Source organism: Cupriavidus sp. 10L45, from assembly GCF_056395225.1.
In genome coordinates, this window is the sequence record NZ_JBFTJC010000003.1 from 229,735 (window position 1) to 246,981 (window position 17,247).

Annotated in this window: 18 protein-coding genes; 4 read left to right on the forward strand and 14 right to left on the reverse strand. The window is 66.9% G+C overall.

Annotated elements, in window-relative coordinates; translation table 11 throughout:
- Positions 1 to 90: 90 nt before the first annotated feature.
- Complete coding sequence (locus AC1DFU_RS07020; protein ID WP_441591453.1) at positions 91 to 1,167, forward strand: MBL fold metallo-hydrolase; 1,077 nt, start codon at positions 91 to 93, stop codon at positions 1,165 to 1,167.
- Positions 1,168 to 1,190: 23 nt separating this feature from the next.
- On the opposite strand, the gene AC1DFU_RS07025 is transcribed toward AC1DFU_RS07020, so the two are convergent.
- The 5 genes from AC1DFU_RS07025 to argS form a co-directional block, all read right to left on the reverse strand.
- Positions 1,191 to 2,024, reverse strand: coding sequence for a helical backbone metal receptor (locus AC1DFU_RS07025; protein WP_441591454.1), 834 nt, complete (start codon positions 2,022 to 2,024; stop codon positions 1,191 to 1,193).
- Positions 2,024 to 2,836, reverse strand: coding sequence for an SDR family oxidoreductase (locus AC1DFU_RS07030; protein ID WP_092291319.1), 813 nt, complete (start codon positions 2,834 to 2,836; stop codon positions 2,024 to 2,026). Before AC1DFU_RS07030 ends, AC1DFU_RS07025 begins: the two co-directional genes overlap by 1 nt.
- A gap of 100 nt (positions 2,837 to 2,936) precedes the next feature.
- Positions 2,937 to 3,575: a thiol:disulfide interchange protein DsbA/DsbL gene (locus AC1DFU_RS07035; protein ID WP_092291317.1), complete on the reverse strand. Its 639-nt coding sequence runs from the start codon at positions 3,573 to 3,575 to the stop codon at positions 2,937 to 2,939.
- A 115-nt stretch (positions 3,576 to 3,690) separates the two neighbouring features.
- The gene (locus tag AC1DFU_RS07040) at positions 3,691 to 4,440 is read right to left on the reverse strand and encodes an SPOR domain-containing protein (protein WP_092291315.1); all 750 of its coding nucleotides are present in this window, start codon (positions 4,438 to 4,440) and stop codon (positions 3,691 to 3,693) included.
- A gap of 105 nt (positions 4,441 to 4,545) precedes the next feature.
- Complete coding sequence (gene argS, locus AC1DFU_RS07045; protein ID WP_441591456.1) at positions 4,546 to 6,354, reverse strand: arginine--tRNA ligase; 1,809 nt, start codon at positions 6,352 to 6,354, stop codon at positions 4,546 to 4,548.
- Between the two features lie 190 nt (positions 6,355 to 6,544).
- Here argS and AC1DFU_RS07050 point away from each other — a divergent pair, with 190 nt between their 5' ends.
- Positions 6,545 to 6,865, forward strand: coding sequence for a DUF1840 domain-containing protein (locus tag AC1DFU_RS07050; protein ID WP_092291311.1), 321 nt, complete (start codon positions 6,545 to 6,547; stop codon positions 6,863 to 6,865).
- A gap of 165 nt (positions 6,866 to 7,030) precedes the next feature.
- Here the strand turns inward: AC1DFU_RS07050 and AC1DFU_RS07055 are convergent, their stop codons facing one another.
- Both AC1DFU_RS07055 and AC1DFU_RS07060 read right to left on the reverse strand, forming a co-directional pair.
- Complete coding sequence (locus AC1DFU_RS07055; protein ID WP_092291309.1) at positions 7,031 to 7,462, reverse strand: ElaB/YgaM/YqjD family protein; 432 nt, start codon at positions 7,460 to 7,462, stop codon at positions 7,031 to 7,033.
- An 83-nt stretch (positions 7,463 to 7,545) separates the two neighbouring features.
- Positions 7,546 to 7,710, reverse strand: coding sequence for a DUF1328 domain-containing protein (locus AC1DFU_RS07060; protein ID WP_092291307.1), 165 nt, complete (start codon positions 7,708 to 7,710; stop codon positions 7,546 to 7,548).
- 282 nt (positions 7,711 to 7,992) lie between these two features.
- Between AC1DFU_RS07060 and AC1DFU_RS07065 the strand changes: the two genes are divergently transcribed.
- On the forward strand, positions 7,993 to 9,393 hold the full coding sequence (locus tag AC1DFU_RS07065; protein WP_092292089.1) for a CHASE3 domain-containing protein: 1,401 nt from the start codon (positions 7,993 to 7,995) through the stop codon (positions 9,391 to 9,393).
- A gap of 29 nt (positions 9,394 to 9,422) precedes the next feature.
- Here the strand turns inward: AC1DFU_RS07065 and AC1DFU_RS07070 are convergent, their stop codons facing one another.
- The 5 genes from AC1DFU_RS07070 to AC1DFU_RS07090 all read right to left on the reverse strand — a co-directional run bounded on the left by AC1DFU_RS07070 (position 9,423) and on the right by AC1DFU_RS07090 (position 15,230).
- Positions 9,423 to 9,827 (reverse strand): response regulator, encoded by a 405-nt coding sequence (locus AC1DFU_RS07070; RefSeq protein WP_092291305.1) that lies wholly within the window; start codon positions 9,825 to 9,827, stop codon positions 9,423 to 9,425.
- 55 nt (positions 9,828 to 9,882) lie between these two features.
- Positions 9,883 to 10,515, reverse strand: a complete 633-nt coding sequence (locus AC1DFU_RS07075; RefSeq protein ID WP_061956399.1) for a response regulator — start codon at positions 10,513 to 10,515, stop codon at positions 9,883 to 9,885.
- A gap of 315 nt (positions 10,516 to 10,830) precedes the next feature.
- On the reverse strand, positions 10,831 to 11,223 hold the full coding sequence (locus tag AC1DFU_RS07080) for a hypothetical protein (protein ID WP_441591460.1): 393 nt from the start codon (positions 11,221 to 11,223) through the stop codon (positions 10,831 to 10,833).
- 148 nt (positions 11,224 to 11,371) lie between these two features.
- On the reverse strand, positions 11,372 to 14,119 hold the full coding sequence (metH, locus tag AC1DFU_RS07085; protein WP_092291301.1) for a methionine synthase: 2,748 nt from the start codon (positions 14,117 to 14,119) through the stop codon (positions 11,372 to 11,374).
- Positions 14,120 to 14,156: 37 nt separating this feature from the next.
- Positions 14,157 to 15,230 carry a homocysteine S-methyltransferase family protein gene (locus AC1DFU_RS07090; protein WP_092291299.1) on the reverse strand — a complete coding sequence of 358 codons (1,074 nt, stop codon included), beginning with the start codon at positions 15,228 to 15,230 and terminating at the stop codon, positions 14,157 to 14,159.
- A gap of 205 nt (positions 15,231 to 15,435) precedes the next feature.
- Between AC1DFU_RS07090 and AC1DFU_RS07095 the strand changes: the two genes are divergently transcribed.
- A complete protein-coding gene (locus AC1DFU_RS07095) occupies positions 15,436 to 15,828 on the forward strand; it encodes a rhodanese-like domain-containing protein (protein ID WP_092291297.1) in 393 nt (130 codons plus the stop codon).
- An 84-nt stretch (positions 15,829 to 15,912) separates the two neighbouring features.
- Here the strand turns inward: AC1DFU_RS07095 and AC1DFU_RS07100 are convergent, their stop codons facing one another.
- Together AC1DFU_RS07100 and pcaD are read right to left on the reverse strand one after the other, a co-directional pair.
- Complete coding sequence (locus AC1DFU_RS07100; RefSeq protein WP_092291295.1) at positions 15,913 to 16,170, reverse strand: BTH_I0359 family protein; 258 nt, start codon at positions 16,168 to 16,170, stop codon at positions 15,913 to 15,915.
- A gap of 240 nt (positions 16,171 to 16,410) precedes the next feature.
- The gene (gene pcaD, locus AC1DFU_RS07105; protein ID WP_092291293.1) at positions 16,411 to 17,241 is read right to left on the reverse strand and encodes a 3-oxoadipate enol-lactonase; all 831 of its coding nucleotides are present in this window, start codon (positions 17,239 to 17,241) and stop codon (positions 16,411 to 16,413) included.
- Between the last annotated feature and the right edge of the window lie 6 nt (positions 17,242 to 17,247).

Consider the following 17,247-nt stretch of genomic DNA (forward strand, 5'->3'; position numbering starts at 1 on the left):
GCCGCTGACAATGACTGGACAACATGACCCCACAGAGCGCCCGGTGCCCCGCTGCACCCGAAGGCGCCGGATTCGACCGAGACAAGCCCCATGAACGCACTCGAAAGCCAGCTCCACTACCCGTTTGACGAGACCATGCCGGCGCCCGGCACGCGCCAGGAAGTGGCGCCCGGCGTCTACTGGCTGCGCATGCCGCTGCCCTTCGCGCTCGACCACATCAACCTGTGGCTCCTGCGCGACCGCCTGGACGGGCAGGACGGCTGGACCATCATCGACTGCGGCATCACCAACGACATCATCAAGGGGCATTGGGAGACCATCTTCGCCAACGAGCTGGACGGCCTGCCCGTGCTGCGCGTGCTGGTGACCCATTGCCACCCGGACCACGTGGGCCTGGCGCACTGGCTCTGCAAGCACTGGGACGTGCGGCTGTGGATGAGCCTGGGCGACTACATGACCGCGCGCGTGATGTCCGGCGGCAGCGGCGTCGGCTCGAATGCCGGCGGTGACTTCGCGGCGAGCCACTTCGCCCGCCACGGCCTGACCGACCCGGACAACCTCGAAAAACTGCGCGGCCGCAAAGCCTACTATCCGTCGATGGTGCCCGAGGTGCCGACGCAATACCGCCGCCTGATGGACGAGGACACCGTGACCATCGGCGCCGATCCGGCCACGGCCGGCTGGCGCGTGATCACCGGCTTCGGCCATGCCCCGGAGCACGTGGCGCTCTACAACGCCGCCACCAATGTACTGATCTCGGGCGACATGGTGCTGCCGCGCATCTCGACCAATGTCAGCGTGTTCGACATGGAGCCGGAGGCCAATCCGCTCCAGCTCTACCTCGACTCATTGAACAAGTACGAAGACCTGCCGGCTGACGTACTGATCCTGCCGTCGCACGGCCGCCCGTTCCGCAACCTGCATACCCGCATCCGCCAGTTGCAGGAGCACCATGTGGACCGGCTGGCCGAGACGCTGGCCGCCTGCGCCGAGAAGCCGTGCCATGCGCACGACATCGTCGGCGTGATCTTCCGGCGCCAGTTCGACATCCACCAGCTGACCTTCGCGATGGGCGAGGCGCTGGCGCACCTGCACGCGCTCTGGCATCGCGGGCAACTTGTGCGCGAATGCGGCGATGACGGGATCATCCGCTTCCGGACGGTCTGAGGATCAGAACGGATTAGGACGAGTCAGAACGACTCGGCAAGCGTCCTGAGGTAGCGCACGCCGGCCACGGCGCGGCTGCCGTACCAGGACAGCATCTCGCCATCGACCAGCATCACCGGCCTGCCGATCTGGCGCTCGAGCGCATCGGCATGGTCCTCGGTGAAGCGGTATGGCTCGGTCGACAGCAGCACGGCGTCCAGCTCGCGCACCAGCGCGTCGCTCCAGCGGAAGGTGGGATAGCGCTCGCCGGGCGCATTCGGCCGGCTGCAATCCCCATCGACGCAGGCCGCGAGGTCCGCGCCGTCAGCGGGCCAGGTGGCCCAATTCACCAGCGCCAGCATCCTGCTGATATAGGTGGCGCGCGACACCGTCATCCACGGGTCCTGCCAGATCGCGTACAGCACGGTGCGCGCCGGCCAGCGACGGGCGCGGATCGCGTCGAGTTCGGCCTGGAGCGCCTGCGCCAGCCCCTCCGACTGTTGCACTTTGTTGAAAATGCCACCGAGCAGCCGGTACAGCGCGAAGTTGTCCTCGGGCGCGCACGGGTGGGTGACGATCACGTGCGGCACGAAGGTGCGGATCTCGTCCACGGTTTCGCGCCGGTTCTCGTCGATATTGACCACCACGTGGGTCGGCGCCAGCGCCCGCAGCTTGTCCAGCTTGACGTCCTTGGTCCCGCCGACCTTCTCCACCGCCCGCACCGCCGGTTCGGGATGGATGCAGAAGCCGGTGCGGGCCACCATCTGGTCGGCCAGGCCGAGATCGAACAGCAGCTCGGTCACGGACGGCACCAGCGAGGCGATGCGGACCTCGCCACTGGCCGGGTCGTGGGCCTGCCCGAGGGCGTCGGTCCGCATCAGGCGTCTCCCCCACCGGCGCGGTCTGCCTTGCGCGGCTTGCGCGGCGCGCGGGCGAACAGCTTGTCGTAGAGCCACAGCGGCATCACGTGCAGGATCGACGCCACCACCCCCATCTGCCACGGAATCACCTTGTAGCGCGTGCCGGCGGCAATCCGGCGGATGGCCTTGCGCGCGAAGACGTCGGCATCCATCAGGAACGGCATGCGGTACGGGTTGTGCGCCGTCATCGGCGTGCGGATATAGCCGGGCGCGATGGTCACCACGCGGATGCGGTGCCGCGCCTGCTCCAGCCGGAGGCTTTCCAGCAGCTTCACCACGGCGGACTTCGAGGCGCTGTAGGCCCCGCCGCCGGGCAGGCCGCGCACGCCGGCCACGCTGGCGATACCGACCAGCGTGCCGCGCCAGCCGCCGACGCCGGGCGCGCGCTCGCGCATCGGGTGCAGGAAAGGCTGGAAGGTGGTCAGGGTGCCGAACCAGTTGGTGTCCATGACCAGGCGGAAGTCGTCCAGGTCCTCGCGCTCGCTGGCCACGGTGCCCACGGAGATTCCCGCGTTGGCGATGACCACATCGGGGCAGCCGAAATGGTCGAGAAAATCGGTGGCGGCGGCGTGCATGGCGTCCGCATCGCGCACATCGGCCGCATAGATGCGCACGGCGTTGGGGTTGGGCAGGGAGGCGGCGAAGTCGCGCAGGGCCTCTTCGCGCCGGCCTACCAGCCCGAGTACGGCGCCCTGCGCCGCGTAGGCGCGCGCCAGCGCCTGGCCGATGCCGCTCGATGCGCCGGTAAGGAAGACTTTCAGGGGTCGCATCGGATCAATATAGTGAATTCGGAGGGAGAACGGCCCGGATCAAGCAAAACGGCCCGGCACGCTTCTCGCGCACCGGGCCGTCGGGGTCATGCCGCGCGGATCAGAGCTTCTTCGCGCGCACGCCCGTGACCAGGAAATCCATGGCCTGGATGGCAGCCGGCTTGGTGCCGGCAATGCTCGGGGAGGTCTCGTACTTGCCCTGCACCACCACGGTCGGCACACCCTCGATCTTGTACGAATCGGCGATCTTGTTGGCGCGCTGGGCGTTCGTGGTCACCGTGAACGAGTTGTAGGTATCGAGCCACTGCTTGCGGTCGATGCCGTTCTTGGCCATGAAATCGGCGATTTCGTCGGTGGTCAGCATGCGCTTGCGGTCCTTGTGGATCGCCTCGAACACCTTGCCGTGCAGGGCGTCCAGCTTGCCCAGCGACTCCAGCGCATAGAAGATCTTGGTGTGCGGCAGCAGGTCGTCGCGGAAGGCTACCGGCACGCGCTTGAACACCACGTCCTTGCCCTGCTTGCTGACCCAGGCTTCCAGTTCGGGCTCGAAGTCGTAGCAGTGCGGGCAGCCGTACCAGAAGAACTCGGTCACTTCGATCTTGCCCGCCGGTACCGGCTGGGGCGACTTCAGCACCGTGTAGTCCTTGCCCTCGGCCGGTGCGGCCATGGCTGCGGGCGCAGTCATCAGCAGACCGCCCACGGCGGCGACGGTGGCGAGGAAAGCGGCGATTTTCTTCATCTTCGAAGGGCCTTCTGATAGGTCAGAGAGATCAGGGGGATGGCCCGCACGCAGCGAGCCGACCGGTAAGACAAGTGCGGCGGCGCCCGGTTCCTCCGCGGCGCCGCCCGCCATGTTACTGCTTTGTAAAGCGGATCACCGAAGCTTCGAAACCGTTCGATTGCAGGCGGTCGCGCGCCCGGTTCATGTCCTCGATACGGTTGAACGGCCCCAGACGAACGCGGTACATCTTCACGCCGTTGACATCGCGCTCCGTGACCTTGGCTTCGAAGCCCTGCATGGCCAGATTGGCCTTCTGGCGGTCCGCGTCGTCCTGCGAGCGGAAGGCGCCCACCTGGAGCAGGTAACCCACCTTGTTGGCGTCAGCCTGGGCGATCTCGGCGATCGGGTCGGCTACCGGCTTCTCGGCGGGGCGCGTGGCGGGTTTTTCGGCCGGACGCGAGGCATCGGCCGGCTTGGCGGCGCTGGCCGCGCCGTTGGCGGGCTGGTCAGCCGGGCGGGTGGTCGCCACCGGCGGCTGCGCCGGGGTAGCCGGCTGCCCGTCGGGCTGGCCCACCGGCTTGGCCGGCGTCTTGCTCCACAGCGGCCGGTTCGGGTCGCTCGGGCCCTCGGCCTGCTGCTGCGGTTGCGTCGGCGCCGGCAGCGGCGTGGCCACGTTGCCGGGCTCGCTCGGGCGCTGCTGGGCATTGCCGTTGGCGCCCTTCTGCTGGAACGGCGCGGGCGACTTGGTGATATACAGGGCCACCACCACGGCGATGGCCAGGCCGACGATCAGCCCGAGCACCAGGCCCAGGAACGTACCACCGCGCTGCATCCGGACATGGGTACGGGTTGGGCGCGCGGCGCGCTTGCGTTGCTGTTGCATGAAGTCCTCTTCGGTGTTGCCGGGGATTATAGGGCCTGTCCCGGCAGGCACGATTGAGACCACTCTGAAAAGTGGCCCAAGAATCCGTCACAGGGGCGTTGCGGCTCAGTTGGCGGCGGGCTCGCGGTCCATCCGTTGCGGCGCCGAGACGCCAATCACGGCCAGGCCGTTCTTGAGCACCTGGCGCGTGGCCGCCAGCAGCGCCAGCCGGGCGCGCTTGACCGCCTCGTCGTCCACCAGTACGCGGTCGGCGTTGTAGAAGGCGTGGAAGTCGCCTGCCAGGTCGCGCAGGTAGAACGCCACCGCATGGGGCGCCAGCTCGCCGGCGGCTGCCGCCAGCATGTCCGGGAACTCGGCCAGACGGCGGCCCAGGGCGATGGCCTGGGCGCTCACGTCCGCGGCGGTCACGGCGGCCAGGTCCGCCCCGGCCAGTTCCGGCAGGCGGGCTTCCCAGCCGGCGCCGCCCCAGGCCTCGAAGATCGAGCAGATCCGGGCGTGGGCGTACTGCACGTAATACACCGGGTTTTCGTCGTTCTGCTTCAGGGCGAGGTCCACGTCGAACACGAATTCGGTGTCGGCCTTGCGGGACAGCAGGAAGAATCGCACGGCGTCGCGGCCGCGCGTGAAATGGGCGGGCCAATCCGCCACGCCGGCGTCCAGCAGGCTGCGGATGGTCTCGTCGCCGCCGTTGCTCCACTCGATCAGGTCGCGCACGGTCACGTACGAGCCGGCGCGCTTGGAGATCTTCACCTCCTCGCCGTTCTTCATCACCGTGACCATCTTGTGGAGCACGTAGTCGGGGTAGCCCTGGGGAATGCCCATGTCCAGCCCCTGCAGGCCGGCGCGCACGCGGGCGATGGTGCCGTGGTGGTCGCTGCCCTGCACGTTGATGACCTTGGCGAAGCCGCGCTCCCACTTGGTGGTGTGGTACGCCACATCCGGCACGAAGTACGTGTAGGTGCCGTCCGTCTTCTTCATGACGCGGTCCTTGTCATCGCCGTCGTCGGTGGTGCGCAGCCACAGCGCGCCTTCGCTCTCGTAGGTCTTGCCCTTGGCCACCAGCGACTGCACGGCGCCTTCCACGCGGCCATCGCTGTACAGCGACGACTCCAGGTAGTAGCGGTCGAACTTCACGCCGAAGGCCTGGAGGTCGATATCCTGCTCGTTACGCAGGTAGGTCACCGCGAATTTGCGGATCGAGTCGATATCGTCGATGTTGCCCGAGGCGGTCACCGGCTCGCCGTCGCTGGCAGCCACCGTCTTGCCGGCCAGGAAGTCGGCGGCGATATCGGCGATGTAGTCGCCGTTGTAGGCGGACTCGGGCCAGCCGGCCTCGCCCGGCTTCAGGCCGCGCGCGCGGGCCTGGACCGAGATGGCCAGCGTCTGGATCTGCACGCCGGCGTCGTTGTAATAGAACTCGCGGTGCACCGCCCAGCCGTTCCAGGCCAGCAGGTTGGCCAGCGCGTCGCCCAGGGCGGCCTGGCGGCCGTGGCCGACGTGGAGCGGCCCGGTCGGGTTGGCGGAGACGAACTCCACCAGCACCTGGCCATGCTCGCCGGCCGGCCGGGCGCCGAATCGATCACCTTCGGCCAGCACGGCGCGCAGCACGTCGGCGCGGGCGGCGGGGGTCAGGCGCAGGTTGATGAAGCCGGGGCCGGCAATCTCGGCCTGGGCGACGATCGCCGTGGCACGGGGGTCGGCCTGCACGGCGGCGACGATCTTCTGGGCCAGTTCGCGCGGATTGCTCTTGAGCGCCTTGGCCACCTGCATGGCGATATTGCACGCCAGGTCGCCGTGGGCGGCCACCTTGGGGCGCTCGAAGGTGACGGCGGGCAGGGCGGCGTCGGCCGGGGCGAGCGCGCGCACGGCGTCAGTGAACGCGGCGGCAAGATTGGAGGTCTGAACAGGCAGCATGGATGTCTTTGCCCTGAAGGCGCTAAAGAGAGCGATGAACGGTCCGGAGGCGTTGCGGCAAGTGCGCCGCGCGTCGCGTGACCGGCACCGGAAATCGGGAAACGCGGAATTTTATCAGGTGCTATGCTGACATCATGCGACCGTGCCGCGCGGCTTGTGCGGAACTTCGTCACTCGTGAAAGGAAACATCATGCTGATCACCTTCAAATCCCACGCGGCGCAGGACCTGATCATGATGAAGGATCTTGCCCTCACGCTGCTTGGCATCATCGGCAAGCACATGGGCGAGCGCGGGGTGATCACGTCCGAGGAACTCCCGCGCGCCATCAAGAAACTCGAGGCCGCCGTGCAGGATGCGAAGAAGGTGCACCCCGCCGATACCTCTGTCCACTCCGACGCCCGCGACGAGGACGAGGAAGAACCCCTCCACCTGGGCCAGCGCGCCTACCCGTTCCTGGACATGCTGCGCGCGTCCGAGCGGGAAGGCGCCAACGTGATGTGGGGCGTCTGACGGCCCGCGGGCCGTAGTCGACAAGAAACAGGCAAAAAACAGGCAAAAAAATGCCCGGCCACCATCGAGGTGCCGGGCGTCCCGGATCAGGGATATATCCGGAAAGGGGGTTTTGCTGCAGGGGTAAAACGGTACAGGCCCGGCGTGCCGGGCCAGGATATTCGGTTACTCGTCGCTGCGGCGTCCCGCCAGCAGCAACCCGATACAGGCGCCGATCAGTGCGGCAATCCCCACCGCCTTCAGCGGGCTTTCGGCCACGCGCGCACGGCCGTGATCCACGGCTTCATCCATGTGTTCCCGGGCCCAGTGCATGCCATCGGTCCCCCGGGCGCGAATCCGTTCCGCCATCTCGTTGGCCCGCATGCGCAGGCGGCGGCCGGCCGCCAGGCCCTCTTCCGACCCCTCGTGCGTGAGCACGTCGATGGTCTGCTGGAGCTGGGCGATCAGGGCCTTGACCTCGCCCGAAACCGGTACAGCGGCGTCACGCGCCGCGTCGCGGGTATCCCGGGCGGCATGTTTCAACTGGCGCACGGCAGCATCGGCGCTGTCATGCAAGTGATTGATTTCCTTCCGGACTTTGGGGTTCTGCGTGAGCATAGGGACTCCTCATTGCGGTTCGGGGTACTGAGCACCGCGCCCGCCGGCCGATCCGGCGTGGGCGCGTGCCGCGTGCGTGCCCCTTACCTTCTGCGGATCAGGCCCATCACGAAGGTGACAAGCGCCACGACCAGGAAGATGAAGAACAGGATCTTGGCAATTTCGACGGCACCGGCGGCAATGCCACCAAAGCCGAAGATCGCCGCGATCAGCGCGACAACGAAGAAAACGAGTGCGTAATGCAGCATGGCCAGTCTCCCGAGGTTAGCGGGCGCACCCCGGTTGCTGCGGTGCGCCCGGCTTGCGCCACGGTGCGCAAGCTCATAGCCTCATCGTAGGGTCATGCCCCGGCGCCAGACACCGACCCCCGACCGATTCCCGTGTCAGCCAAGTCCTACAATGCACACCGCGCCGCACCGGGTGCGCCACTCGGGGGCCGTCTGTACGATTGACCCTGCCATGTCGATGTGATTCCATGGCCGCACGTGCGCCCGCGCGTCCGCCCAAACCGGTATTTCCTGGTATTCGTGATGGCCAAGCACTCCCTACTTCTCAGAAATACCCTGCTGCTCGCCGGTGGCATCGTGCTGACTCTGGCCGTCCTGATTGCCTCGGAGACGGGCAACCTGCGCCTGCGCGAGGGCTATACCGAGGCCATCCGCTCCCAGCAGCTGCAAAGCGACCTGGGCGCGCTGATGGGCGAACTCGTCAATGCCGAGGCGGGCCAGCGCGGCTTCCTGCTGACCGGCCAGGACAGCTACCTGGAGCCGTACTACAAGGCGCTGCCGCAGATCAACGCCCTGATGGCGCGCATCCGCCAGCACTACGCCAACGACGCCGAGGGCCTGCGCCAGTTTGGCGAGGCGTCCCAGTTCGTCACGCGCAAGCTCAACGAGATGGCCCTGACGCTGGTCTACGGCAAGCGCGATGTGGACGTGGCGATGGACCTGATCCGCACCGATTTCGGCCGCCAGACCATGGAAGCCGCCCGGCGCGGGCTGGAGCAGCTGCAGGTGCGCGAGTCCGGCACCGTCACGCACAACCTGGAGGCCGCCGAGCATGACCTCCAGCTCTCGCGCTACGGCATCGGGCTGCTGACGGCGATCAACATCCTGCTGCTGGTGACGGTCGGGCTCGGCCATTCGCGCCGGATGTCGATGGCCGAGGCGGCCCGTATCCAGCTGGAAGAAGAAAGCGCCCGGCTCGACCGCAAGGTGCGCGCGCGCACGCGGCAGCTTTCCGCGCTGGCGGCCCACTTGCAGCGCGTGACCGAGGACGAGAAGACCCGGCTGGCGCGCGAACTCCACGACGAACTGGGCGCCATCCTGACGGCAATCAAGCTCGACCTGCACTGGGTGCGCATGCGCGTGCAGGAGACCCACCCCGAGGCCCGCGACAAGCTGACCCGCGTGATGCTGCACGTGGACCAGGGCATCCAGATCAAGCGCCAGCTGATCGAGGACCTGCGCCCCACCGTGCTGCTGAACCTGGGCCTGCGCGAGGCCATCATCCAGTCCGTGGAAGACGGCGGCGCGCGCAACCAGTGGGAAACCGACGTGGAGCTACCCGATTCCCTGCCGCCGCTGCGCGACAGCGCGGCCATCGCGCTATACCGGATCGTGCAGGAATCGCTGACCAACGCCAGCAAGTACGCCGAGGCGCGCCACGTGTCCGTGGCGCTGGCCTGCACCGACGACCATCTCACCATGACCATCCGCGACGATGGCAAGGGGCTGCCGCCAGACTTCGACGCCGGCAGCACGGCCGGCCACCATGGCCTGCTGGGGATGGAGCAGCGCGTGCTGGCGCTGGGCGGGACGATGCAGATCGATTCCGCGCCGGGCCAGGGCGTGAGCGTGCGCGTCGAGGTGCCGCTCACCACATCGGTGCTGGCGCCGCCGGAGGAAGCAGAGAAGGAAGCCGAGCTGTAGGCCGTCAGGCCGAAGTCGCGCCGCGGCCGTCAGGCCGAGGTGGCGTATTCCTCGATCACGCGGAACACCTGCTCCAGTTCCAGCGACTTGTCGAAGAAATAGTCGGCCCCGGCCTCCGTGCACTGGCGGCGGTACATCGAGACCTGCGCATGATTGGTGTAGACGATGCGGATGCCGGAGAGCCCGGCGCGCTGCATCTCGCGCAGCACGTTGATGCCGTTGCCCTGCTTGAGCTGCAGGTCGACGATCACCACGTCATAGTGCCCGCTCGCGGCCAGCCGGATGGCCATGGCCTCGGTATCGGCCCAGTCCACGGATTCGACGAACGGGAAAGCCGTCAGGTATTCCAGCAGCATGCCCCGCAGGACCGCGGAATCCTCGATCAGGAGGACACGCAGCGATCGGGTCGAGGAGGCCGTGGCTTGCTCCGGCATGGTGCGATAGGGGGCGGGGAAAAAGGTCTGTTTGCTGACTGGGGACGACGGGACGCTACTCCACCAGGCCATTCTTGATGGCGTAGTACGTCAGGTCGGCGTTGGTCTTCATGCCCATTTTTTCCAAAATGCGCGAGCGATAGGTACTCACGGTCTTCACGCTCAGGAACAGCTCGTCGGCGATGACCGAGACCGACTGCCCGCGCGACAGCTTGCAGAAGATCTGGAACTCTCGCTCGGAGAGGGTCTGGTGCACCGGTTGCTCGGTCGGCTTGTCCAACCCGCCGATCAGCAGGTCGGCCACGGTCGGGCTGACGTAGCGGCGGCCCTGGGCCACCGTGCGGATCGCCTTGACGAGGTCGTCCGGCGCCGATTCCTTGGTCAGGTAGCCCGACGCGCCGGCACGGATCAGATTGATCGCGTACTGGTCTTCCGGATAGGTCGACAGGATCAGCACCGGCAGGTTGGGCAGGCGCTGCCGGATCAATTTGAGTACGTCGATGCCGTTCCGGTCCGGCATGGAAATATCGAGTACGAGGACATCGAACTCGCTGTCGCGCAACTGCGCCATCACTTCGTCGCCGCTGGCGGCTTCGCCCGTCACCTTGATGTCGGGTTCCTCTGAAATGAACTGGCGCAGACCGGCGCGAACGATCTCATGATCGTCGGCGATCAAGACGCGGATCATCGGTGTCTCCCACGGTGAGGGGCCGGCCGGGCTGAAGAAACACGGCCCGCGCCGGTTTCTGCATTGTAGTGCCGGCGCCGCAGCAAATATGTCAGTGTCAGGCTGACATGATGCGCCACGGCACAAGCGTGCTGCACTGCGCCAAATCGGGCGCCCGGCACACAAGTACGTCAAGGCGCCAGAACGCCAGAACGGGCGCCGAAGCGCCCGTTCTGGTCATGCATCCCGCGTCCTGCGCCCCGGCCTGGGGGTGAGGCGGCCTGGAGGGTACCGCCCCGGCCCCGGCCGGACACCGAGCGCTGGGATAGCGATCGACTACTGGATCTTGGTACCGGCGTCCGCCCCCGCCCCGGCATTGGCGCCGAGCGGCGTCACGCCGTCCTTCGACTCGCCCTTCTTGCTCTTGGCCTTGGCGTGGCTGCCCTGCTTGCTCTTCGACTTCGTCTCGGCCTTGGTGCCAGCCTCGGCACCGGCATGGGCGCCGAGGTCCGCCTTGCTGTCGGCGGCCGTCGGCGCGGTCGTCGTGGCGGCGCCACCTTGCGTGCTCAGGCCGCCCGATGCGTTGGCGCCCGCGCTTACACCTGGCGCGTTCACCGAGGCGCCCAGTCCGTTTTGCGCACCGGCGGTGACGCCGGTACCTTGGGCCATCGCCACGGAGGAAGCGGCAGCAATCGACAGGGCGGACAGGGAGATCAGCAGCTTGTTCATGGAAGAGACTCCTATTCTGGAATGCTCCGCGACGAAACATTCGTCGCGGCATTCACGCGGTGTCACGTGAACTGAGGCTCAGTCTAAGGAGTCTTTCCGGCGCGGTCTGTGAGGACTTGTAATGCCCTGTAAGCAGTGGTGAGGCCCGTTACAGGTTCGGCGCGAGCGCGCGTGCCAGCGTGGCGCGGTCTTCGCCACGGCGCGCCACCATGTCGTCGAGCTGGTCCTGGCCGATCTTGCCCACACTGAAGTACGTGGCGTCCGGATGCGCGAGATAGAAGCCGCTCACCGAGGCCGCCGGCGTCATCGCCAGCGATTCGGTGATGCCCATGCCGATCTCGGCGGCATCGAGGAACTCGAACATCGCGCCCTTGACCGTGTGCTCCGGGCAGGCCGGATAGCCGGGCGCCGGGCGGACACCGGGATACGACTCGGCGATCAGCTCGTCGTTGCTCAGCGTCTCGCCGGCGTTGTAGCCCCACAGGTCCGTCCGCACGCGCGCGTGCAGGCATTCGGCGAAGGCTTCGGCCAACCGGTCGGCCAGCGACTTGAACATGATCGCGCTGTAGTCGTCGTGGTCGGCCTCGAACTGGGCCTCCTTCTTGTCCACGCCAATGCCGGCCGTGACCGCGAACAGGCCGATGTAGTCGGCCACGCCGCTGTCCTTCGGGGCGATGAAGTCCGCCAGGCAGCGGTTGGGGCGGCGCACGCCGTCCACCACCGGGCGCTCGCTCTGCTGGCGCAGGTTGTGCCAGGTCAGGGCGACCTTGGTGCGGGTCTCGTCGGTGTAGATCTCGATGTCGTCGTCGTTGACCGTGTTGGCCGGCAGCAGCGCCATCACGCCGTTGGCAGTCAGCCAGCGGCCCTGGATCAGGCGGGCCAGCATGCTCTTGCCGTCCGAGAACACGCGGCGGGCAGACTCGCCCACGATCTCGTCGTTGAGGATGTCCGGGAATTTGCCGGCGAGGTCCCAGGTCTGGAAGAACGGACCCCAGTCGATGTAGTTCGCCAGTTCGGCGAGGTCGTAGTTGCGGAACACGCGACGGCCGATGAACTTCGGCTTCGGCGCGACGTAGCCGCTCCAGTCCACCGGCGTCTTGTTGGCGCGTGCCTGGGCCAGCGTCACCATCGGCGTGGCCTTCTTGCCGGCGTGCTGGGTGCGGATGCGGTCGTAGTCGACGCGCAGGTCATCCAGGTATTTCTTGGCGCCTTCGTCCGACAGCAGGCTGGAGGCCACGCTGACCGAGCGCGAGGCATCGGGCACGTAGACCACCGGGCCTTCGTAGTGCGGGGCGATCTTGACCGCCGTGTGCACGCGCGAGGTGGTGGCGCCGCCAATCAGCAGCGGAATCTTCTTGATGCGGAAGTAGTCGTCACGCTGCATCTCGGACGCCACATAGGCCATTTCCTCGAGCGACGGGGTGATCAGGCCGGACAGCCCGACGATGTCGGCGCCCTCGACCTTGGCCCGCGCCAGGATCTCGTTGCAGGGCACCATCACGCCCATGTTCACGACTTCGAAGTTGTTGCACTGAAGCACCACCGACACGATGTTCTTGCCGATGTCATGCACATCGCCCTTCACCGTGGCGATGACGATCTTGCCGCGCGCGCGCACGTCGCCGCCGGCCTCGGCCACCAGGCGCTTCTCTTCCTCGATGAACGGCAGCAGGTGCGCCACGGCCTGTTTCATCACCCGCGCGCTCTTGACCACCTGCGGCAGGAACATCTTGCCGGCGCCGAACAGGTCGCCGACCACGTTCATGCCGTCCATCAGCGGCCCTTCGATCACCTCGATGGGGCGACCGCCGCGCGCGAAGATCTCCTGGCGCGCCTCCTCGGTGTCCTCGACGATGAAGTTGGTGATGCCGTGCACCAGCGCGTGCGCCAGCCGCGCGGCCACCGTCACCGGCTGCTCGGGCGTGCCGCGCCAGGCCAGGTTCTCTTCCCGCTTGGCGCCGCCGCCCTTGAAGCGGTCGGCGATTTCCAGCAGGCGGTCGGTGGCATCGTCGCGGCGGTTCAGCACCACGTCTTCCACGCGCTCGCGCAGTTCCGGGTCGAGCTGGTCGTACACGCCGAGCTGGCCGGCGTTGACGATGCCCATGTCCATGCCCGCCGCGATGGCGTGGTACAGGAACACGGTGTGGATGGCCTCGCGCACCAGGTCGTTGCCGCGGAACGAGAACGAGACGTTCGAGACGCCGCCGCTCACCTTCGCGTACGGCAGGTTCTGCTTGATCCAGCGCGTGGCCTCGATGAAGTCCACCGCGTAGTTGTTGTGCTCCTCGATGCCCGTGGCCACCGCGAAGATGTTCGGGTCGAAGATGATGTCCTCGGGCGGGAAGCCCAGCTCGTTCACCAGCAGGTCGTAGCTGCGCTTGCAGATCTCGGTCTTGCGCGCGAAGGTGTCGGCCTGGCCCTTCTCGTCGAACGCCATCACCACGCTGGCGGCGCCGTAGCGGCGGATCAGCCCGGCGTGGTGGCGGAACTGCTCCTCGCCTTCCTTGAGCGAGATCGAGTTCACCACCGCCTTGCCCTGCACGCATTGCAGGCCGGCCTCGATCACCTCCCACTTGGACGAGTCGATCATGATCGGCACCCGCGCGATGTCCGGCTCGGAGGCAATCAGGTTCATGAAGCGCACCATCGCCGCCTTCGAATCCAGCATGGCCTCGTCCATGTTGATGTCGATGATCTGCGCGCCGTTCTCCACCTGCTGGCGGGCCACGGCCAGCGCCTCGTCGAACTGGCCGTTCAGGATCATGCGCGCGAACGCCTTGGAGCCGGTGACGTTGGTACGCTCGCCCACGTTGACGAACAGCGTGTCGTCGTCGATGGTGAACGGCTCCAGGCCGGAGAGGCGCATCGGACGCGGGGGCAGGTTTTGCTGGCTCATGGGAAGGCTATGTGTCTTGTGTGGGGCGGGCGATGGATCAGGCTGCCGTGGTGGCAGTTGCGGTGTCGTCGCGGTACTGGCCGGGCCAGGCGCGCGGCGCCTTGTTGGCCACGCGCGCGGCGATGGCGGCGATGTGCTCGGGCGTGGTGCCGCAGCAGCCGCCCACCAGGTTCACCAGCCCGGACGCGGCGAATTCCTCCACCAGCGACGAGGTGACCTCGGGCGTTTCATCGAAGCCGGTGTCGCTCATCGGGTTGGGCAGGCCGGCGTTCGGGTAGCAGGACACCGCGGCATCGCACACCTTGGCCAGTTCGGCGATGTACGGGCGCATCAGCGTGGCGCCCAGCGCGCAGTTCAGGCCGAAGGTGATCGGCCGGGCGTGGCGCAGGCTGTTCCAGAACGCCTCGACGGTCTGGCCGGACAGGATGCGCCCCGAGGCGTCGGTCACGGTGCCGGAGATCATCACGGGCACGCGCTCGCCGGTGTCCTCGAACAACTGGTCGATGGCGAACAGCGCGGCCTTGGCGTTCAGCGTGTCGAAGATCGTCTCGACCAGGAACACGTCGGCGCCGCCCTCGAGCAGCGCCTTGCCCTGCTCGTAGTAGGAATGGCGCAGTTCCTCGAACGTGACGTTGCGCGCGCCGGGGTCGTTCACGTCCGGGCTGATGCTGGCGGTCTTCGGCGTGGGGCCGAAGGCGCCGGCCACGAAGCGCGGCTTCTCCGGCGTGCTGAACTTGTCGCAGGCGGCGCGCGCCAGGCGGGCGGCCTCGACGTTCATCTCGTAGGCCAGATCGGCCATCTTGTAGTCTTCCTGCGCCACGCGCGTGGCCCCGAACGTGTTGGTCTCGATCAGGTCCGCGCCGGCGGCGAGGTATTGCTCGTGGATCTCGCTGATGACGTCCGGGCGCGTCAGCAGCAGCAGCTCGTTGTTGCCCTTCACGTCGATGCGATGGTCCACGAAGCGCGCGCCGCGGTAGTCGGCCTCGCCAAGCTTGTAGCGCTGGATCATGGTGCCCATGGCGCCGTCCAGGATCAGGATGCGGTCGCGCAGCAACCGGGGCAGGTTGGCGGCCCGCGTGTACGGACGGACAGGTGTGGGAGTGGCGCTCATGACGGGGCTGGGGGCGGAAGACTGCCGAATTTTGGGTAAGAGCGGGATTTTATCAGGGTGATCAAGGCATTGCGGGCAGAAAGGACATCGGAAACCCCGCTAATCCGCGCCGCACCCGGGTTGTCAGTGCCGGGCGTGGCGGCCTACACTGGGAGACGTAATCGCCACCGCACATGTTCCCAACCCGCCCCAACCGGCCATCCGCATGCAACACCTGAGTCCCGCCGACGCCCGCGCCCTGCTCGACAACGCCCCCGATGCGCTGTTCATCGACTGCCGCAGCGAGATGGAATACCTGTTCGTCGGCCATCCGCAGGGCGCCCACAACGTGCCCTGGAACGACGGGCCGGACTGGGAGGTGAACCCGCATTTCGTCCAGGCGGTGAAGAAACTGGCCGGCCATGCCTCGGCCCGCCCGGTGCTGCTGATCTGCCGCAGCGGCAACCGCTCCACGGCGGCGGCGCGTGCGCTGGAAGGCGCCGGCTTCACCACGGTGTACAACGTCCTGCACGGCTTCGAGGGCGACCTGGACCCGCAGCGGCATCGCAATACCCTGAATGGCTGGCGCCACGACGGGCTGCCGTGGGAACAGTACTGACAACGCCGCTGACCCGCCCCCACCATGAAAAACGCCCGCTTGCGCGGGCGTCGTCGTATCGCGGTGTGGCAGACGGTGCCGGGATCAGTGCATGACCAGCGGGTTGTTCATCACCGTATCGAACTTGCCGAGGAATTCATCCACCTCTTCCACGGATGGCTCGCTCTCGATCAGACGCGTCACGTCGGCGCGGAAGGTCTCGGCCATATGGCCACCGAGGAAAATTTCGCGTTTCAGGTTCTTGTCGACGATTTCGTAGCCGCCCGAGGCAAGGGGCGCATGCTCGACATCTGCTCCAAACTCGACAATGCAGTAATTGTCGCTGTTGTAGATCATTTGCATTGCGCTACCTCCTGGCGTCATGGTTGGCGACAATCCCGCGGATTATTGCGGTTTCCGGCGTAAACCGGCGTGAATGCCGCGATTTCACCTCCAAGCTGAGGGTAGTCGTCCGTAATTCAAGTTCTGCTGCCGGACGAAACCTTGCGTGCAATTGCTGCCCTCCTAGGTTGGGCATCGGCGCCGCACGCAAGTTTCTTGAGCGCCGAGCAGTTCTGTATTCCAAAATCTTTCAGCTTCTTACTACGGCACGTCGCATTGACCGCCACATGCCGCATTGCCGAGGAACGCATCGAACACCGCGAAAAAGCGTTCCGGCTGTTCCAGGAACGGCAAGTGCGCGGCCTCGGGCAATACCTCGAGCTTCGCACCGTGGATCTTGCTGGCAATGGATTGCGCCATCGAAACGGGCGCACCCTCGTCGTTTTCGCCCACGATCACCAACGTGGGGCAATGAATCCGGCCGATGGCCTCCGAGAGGTCGAAGGCCACGATGGCTTGCGCCACCCCGACGTAGCCTTCCACCGGCGTCCCCAGGAGCATCCTGCGGATCCTCTCGACCGGCTCCGGATGCGCTTCCCGGAATCCGGCCGTCAACCACCGCGCCAGCGTGGCGTTGACCATGCCCGCCATGCCATGGGCCTCGGCCTGGCCGATGCGGTTGGCCCACATCGGGTGCGCCGTCATCGGCGTATGGTCGTGCGTGTCGACCAGCGTCAGCGACAGCAGCCGCTCCGCATGCCGCACGCCGAGCGTCTGCCCGATCATGCCGCCCACCGACACCCCGCAGAAATGCGCCTGCGGTATCTCGAGGGCGTCCATCAGCGCGGCCACGTCATCGGCCAACCGCGCCATCGTATAAGACCCGATCGGGGCATCGCTGCCGCCATGGCCGCGCAGGTCGTACCTCAGTATGCGATAACGGGGCGCCAGATGCTGCACCGTGTCGTCCCAGAGCGACAGATTCGCCCCCAACGCGTGCGCCAACACCACCCACGGGCCGTCCGAACCATCGATGCGGACTTGCAGGTCCACGTCGCCAGTGCGTATGCGTCGGGGGGTCGTGTCAGCCATATGTCG

Bases quoted from the DNA above. Each gene is read 5' to 3' on its own strand.
- AC1DFU_RS07020 (WP_441591453.1), top strand. From the start codon at position 91: ATGAACGCACTCGAAAGCCAGCTCCACTACCCGTTTGACGAGACCATG.
- AC1DFU_RS07025 (WP_441591454.1), bottom strand. From the start codon at position 2,024: ATGCGGACCGACGCCCTCGGGCAGGCCCACGACCCGGCCAGTGGCGAG.
- AC1DFU_RS07030 (WP_092291319.1), bottom strand. From the start codon at position 2,836: ATGCGACCCCTGAAAGTCTTCCTTACCGGCGCATCGAGCGGCATCGGC.
- AC1DFU_RS07035 (WP_092291317.1), bottom strand. From the start codon at position 3,575: ATGAAGAAAATCGCCGCTTTCCTCGCCACCGTCGCCGCCGTGGGCGGT.
- AC1DFU_RS07040 (WP_092291315.1), bottom strand. From the start codon at position 4,440: ATGCAACAGCAACGCAAGCGCGCCGCGCGCCCAACCCGTACCCATGTC.
- argS (WP_441591456.1), bottom strand. From the start codon at position 6,354: ATGCTGCCTGTTCAGACCTCCAATCTTGCCGCCGCGTTCACTGACGCC.
- AC1DFU_RS07050 (WP_092291311.1), top strand. From the start codon at position 6,545: ATGCTGATCACCTTCAAATCCCACGCGGCGCAGGACCTGATCATGATG.
- AC1DFU_RS07055 (WP_092291309.1), bottom strand. From the start codon at position 7,462: ATGCTCACGCAGAACCCCAAAGTCCGGAAGGAAATCAATCACTTGCAT.
- AC1DFU_RS07060 (WP_092291307.1), bottom strand. From the start codon at position 7,710: ATGCTGCATTACGCACTCGTTTTCTTCGTTGTCGCGCTGATCGCGGCG.
- AC1DFU_RS07065 (WP_092292089.1), top strand. From the start codon at position 7,993: ATGGCCAAGCACTCCCTACTTCTCAGAAATACCCTGCTGCTCGCCGGT.
- AC1DFU_RS07070 (WP_092291305.1), bottom strand. From the start codon at position 9,827: ATGCCGGAGCAAGCCACGGCCTCCTCGACCCGATCGCTGCGTGTCCTC.
- AC1DFU_RS07075 (WP_061956399.1), bottom strand. From the start codon at position 10,515: ATGATCCGCGTCTTGATCGCCGACGATCATGAGATCGTTCGCGCCGGT.
- AC1DFU_RS07080 (WP_441591460.1), bottom strand. From the start codon at position 11,223: ATGAACAAGCTGCTGATCTCCCTGTCCGCCCTGTCGATTGCTGCCGCT.
- metH (WP_092291301.1), bottom strand. From the start codon at position 14,119: ATGAGCCAGCAAAACCTGCCCCCGCGTCCGATGCGCCTCTCCGGCCTG.
- AC1DFU_RS07090 (WP_092291299.1), bottom strand. From the start codon at position 15,230: ATGAGCGCCACTCCCACACCTGTCCGTCCGTACACGCGGGCCGCCAAC.
- AC1DFU_RS07095 (WP_092291297.1), top strand. From the start codon at position 15,436: ATGCAACACCTGAGTCCCGCCGACGCCCGCGCCCTGCTCGACAACGCC.
- AC1DFU_RS07100 (WP_092291295.1), bottom strand. From the start codon at position 16,170: ATGCAAATGATCTACAACAGCGACAATTACTGCATTGTCGAGTTTGGA.
- pcaD (WP_092291293.1), bottom strand. From the start codon at position 17,241: ATGGCTGACACGACCCCCCGACGCATACGCACTGGCGACGTGGACCTG.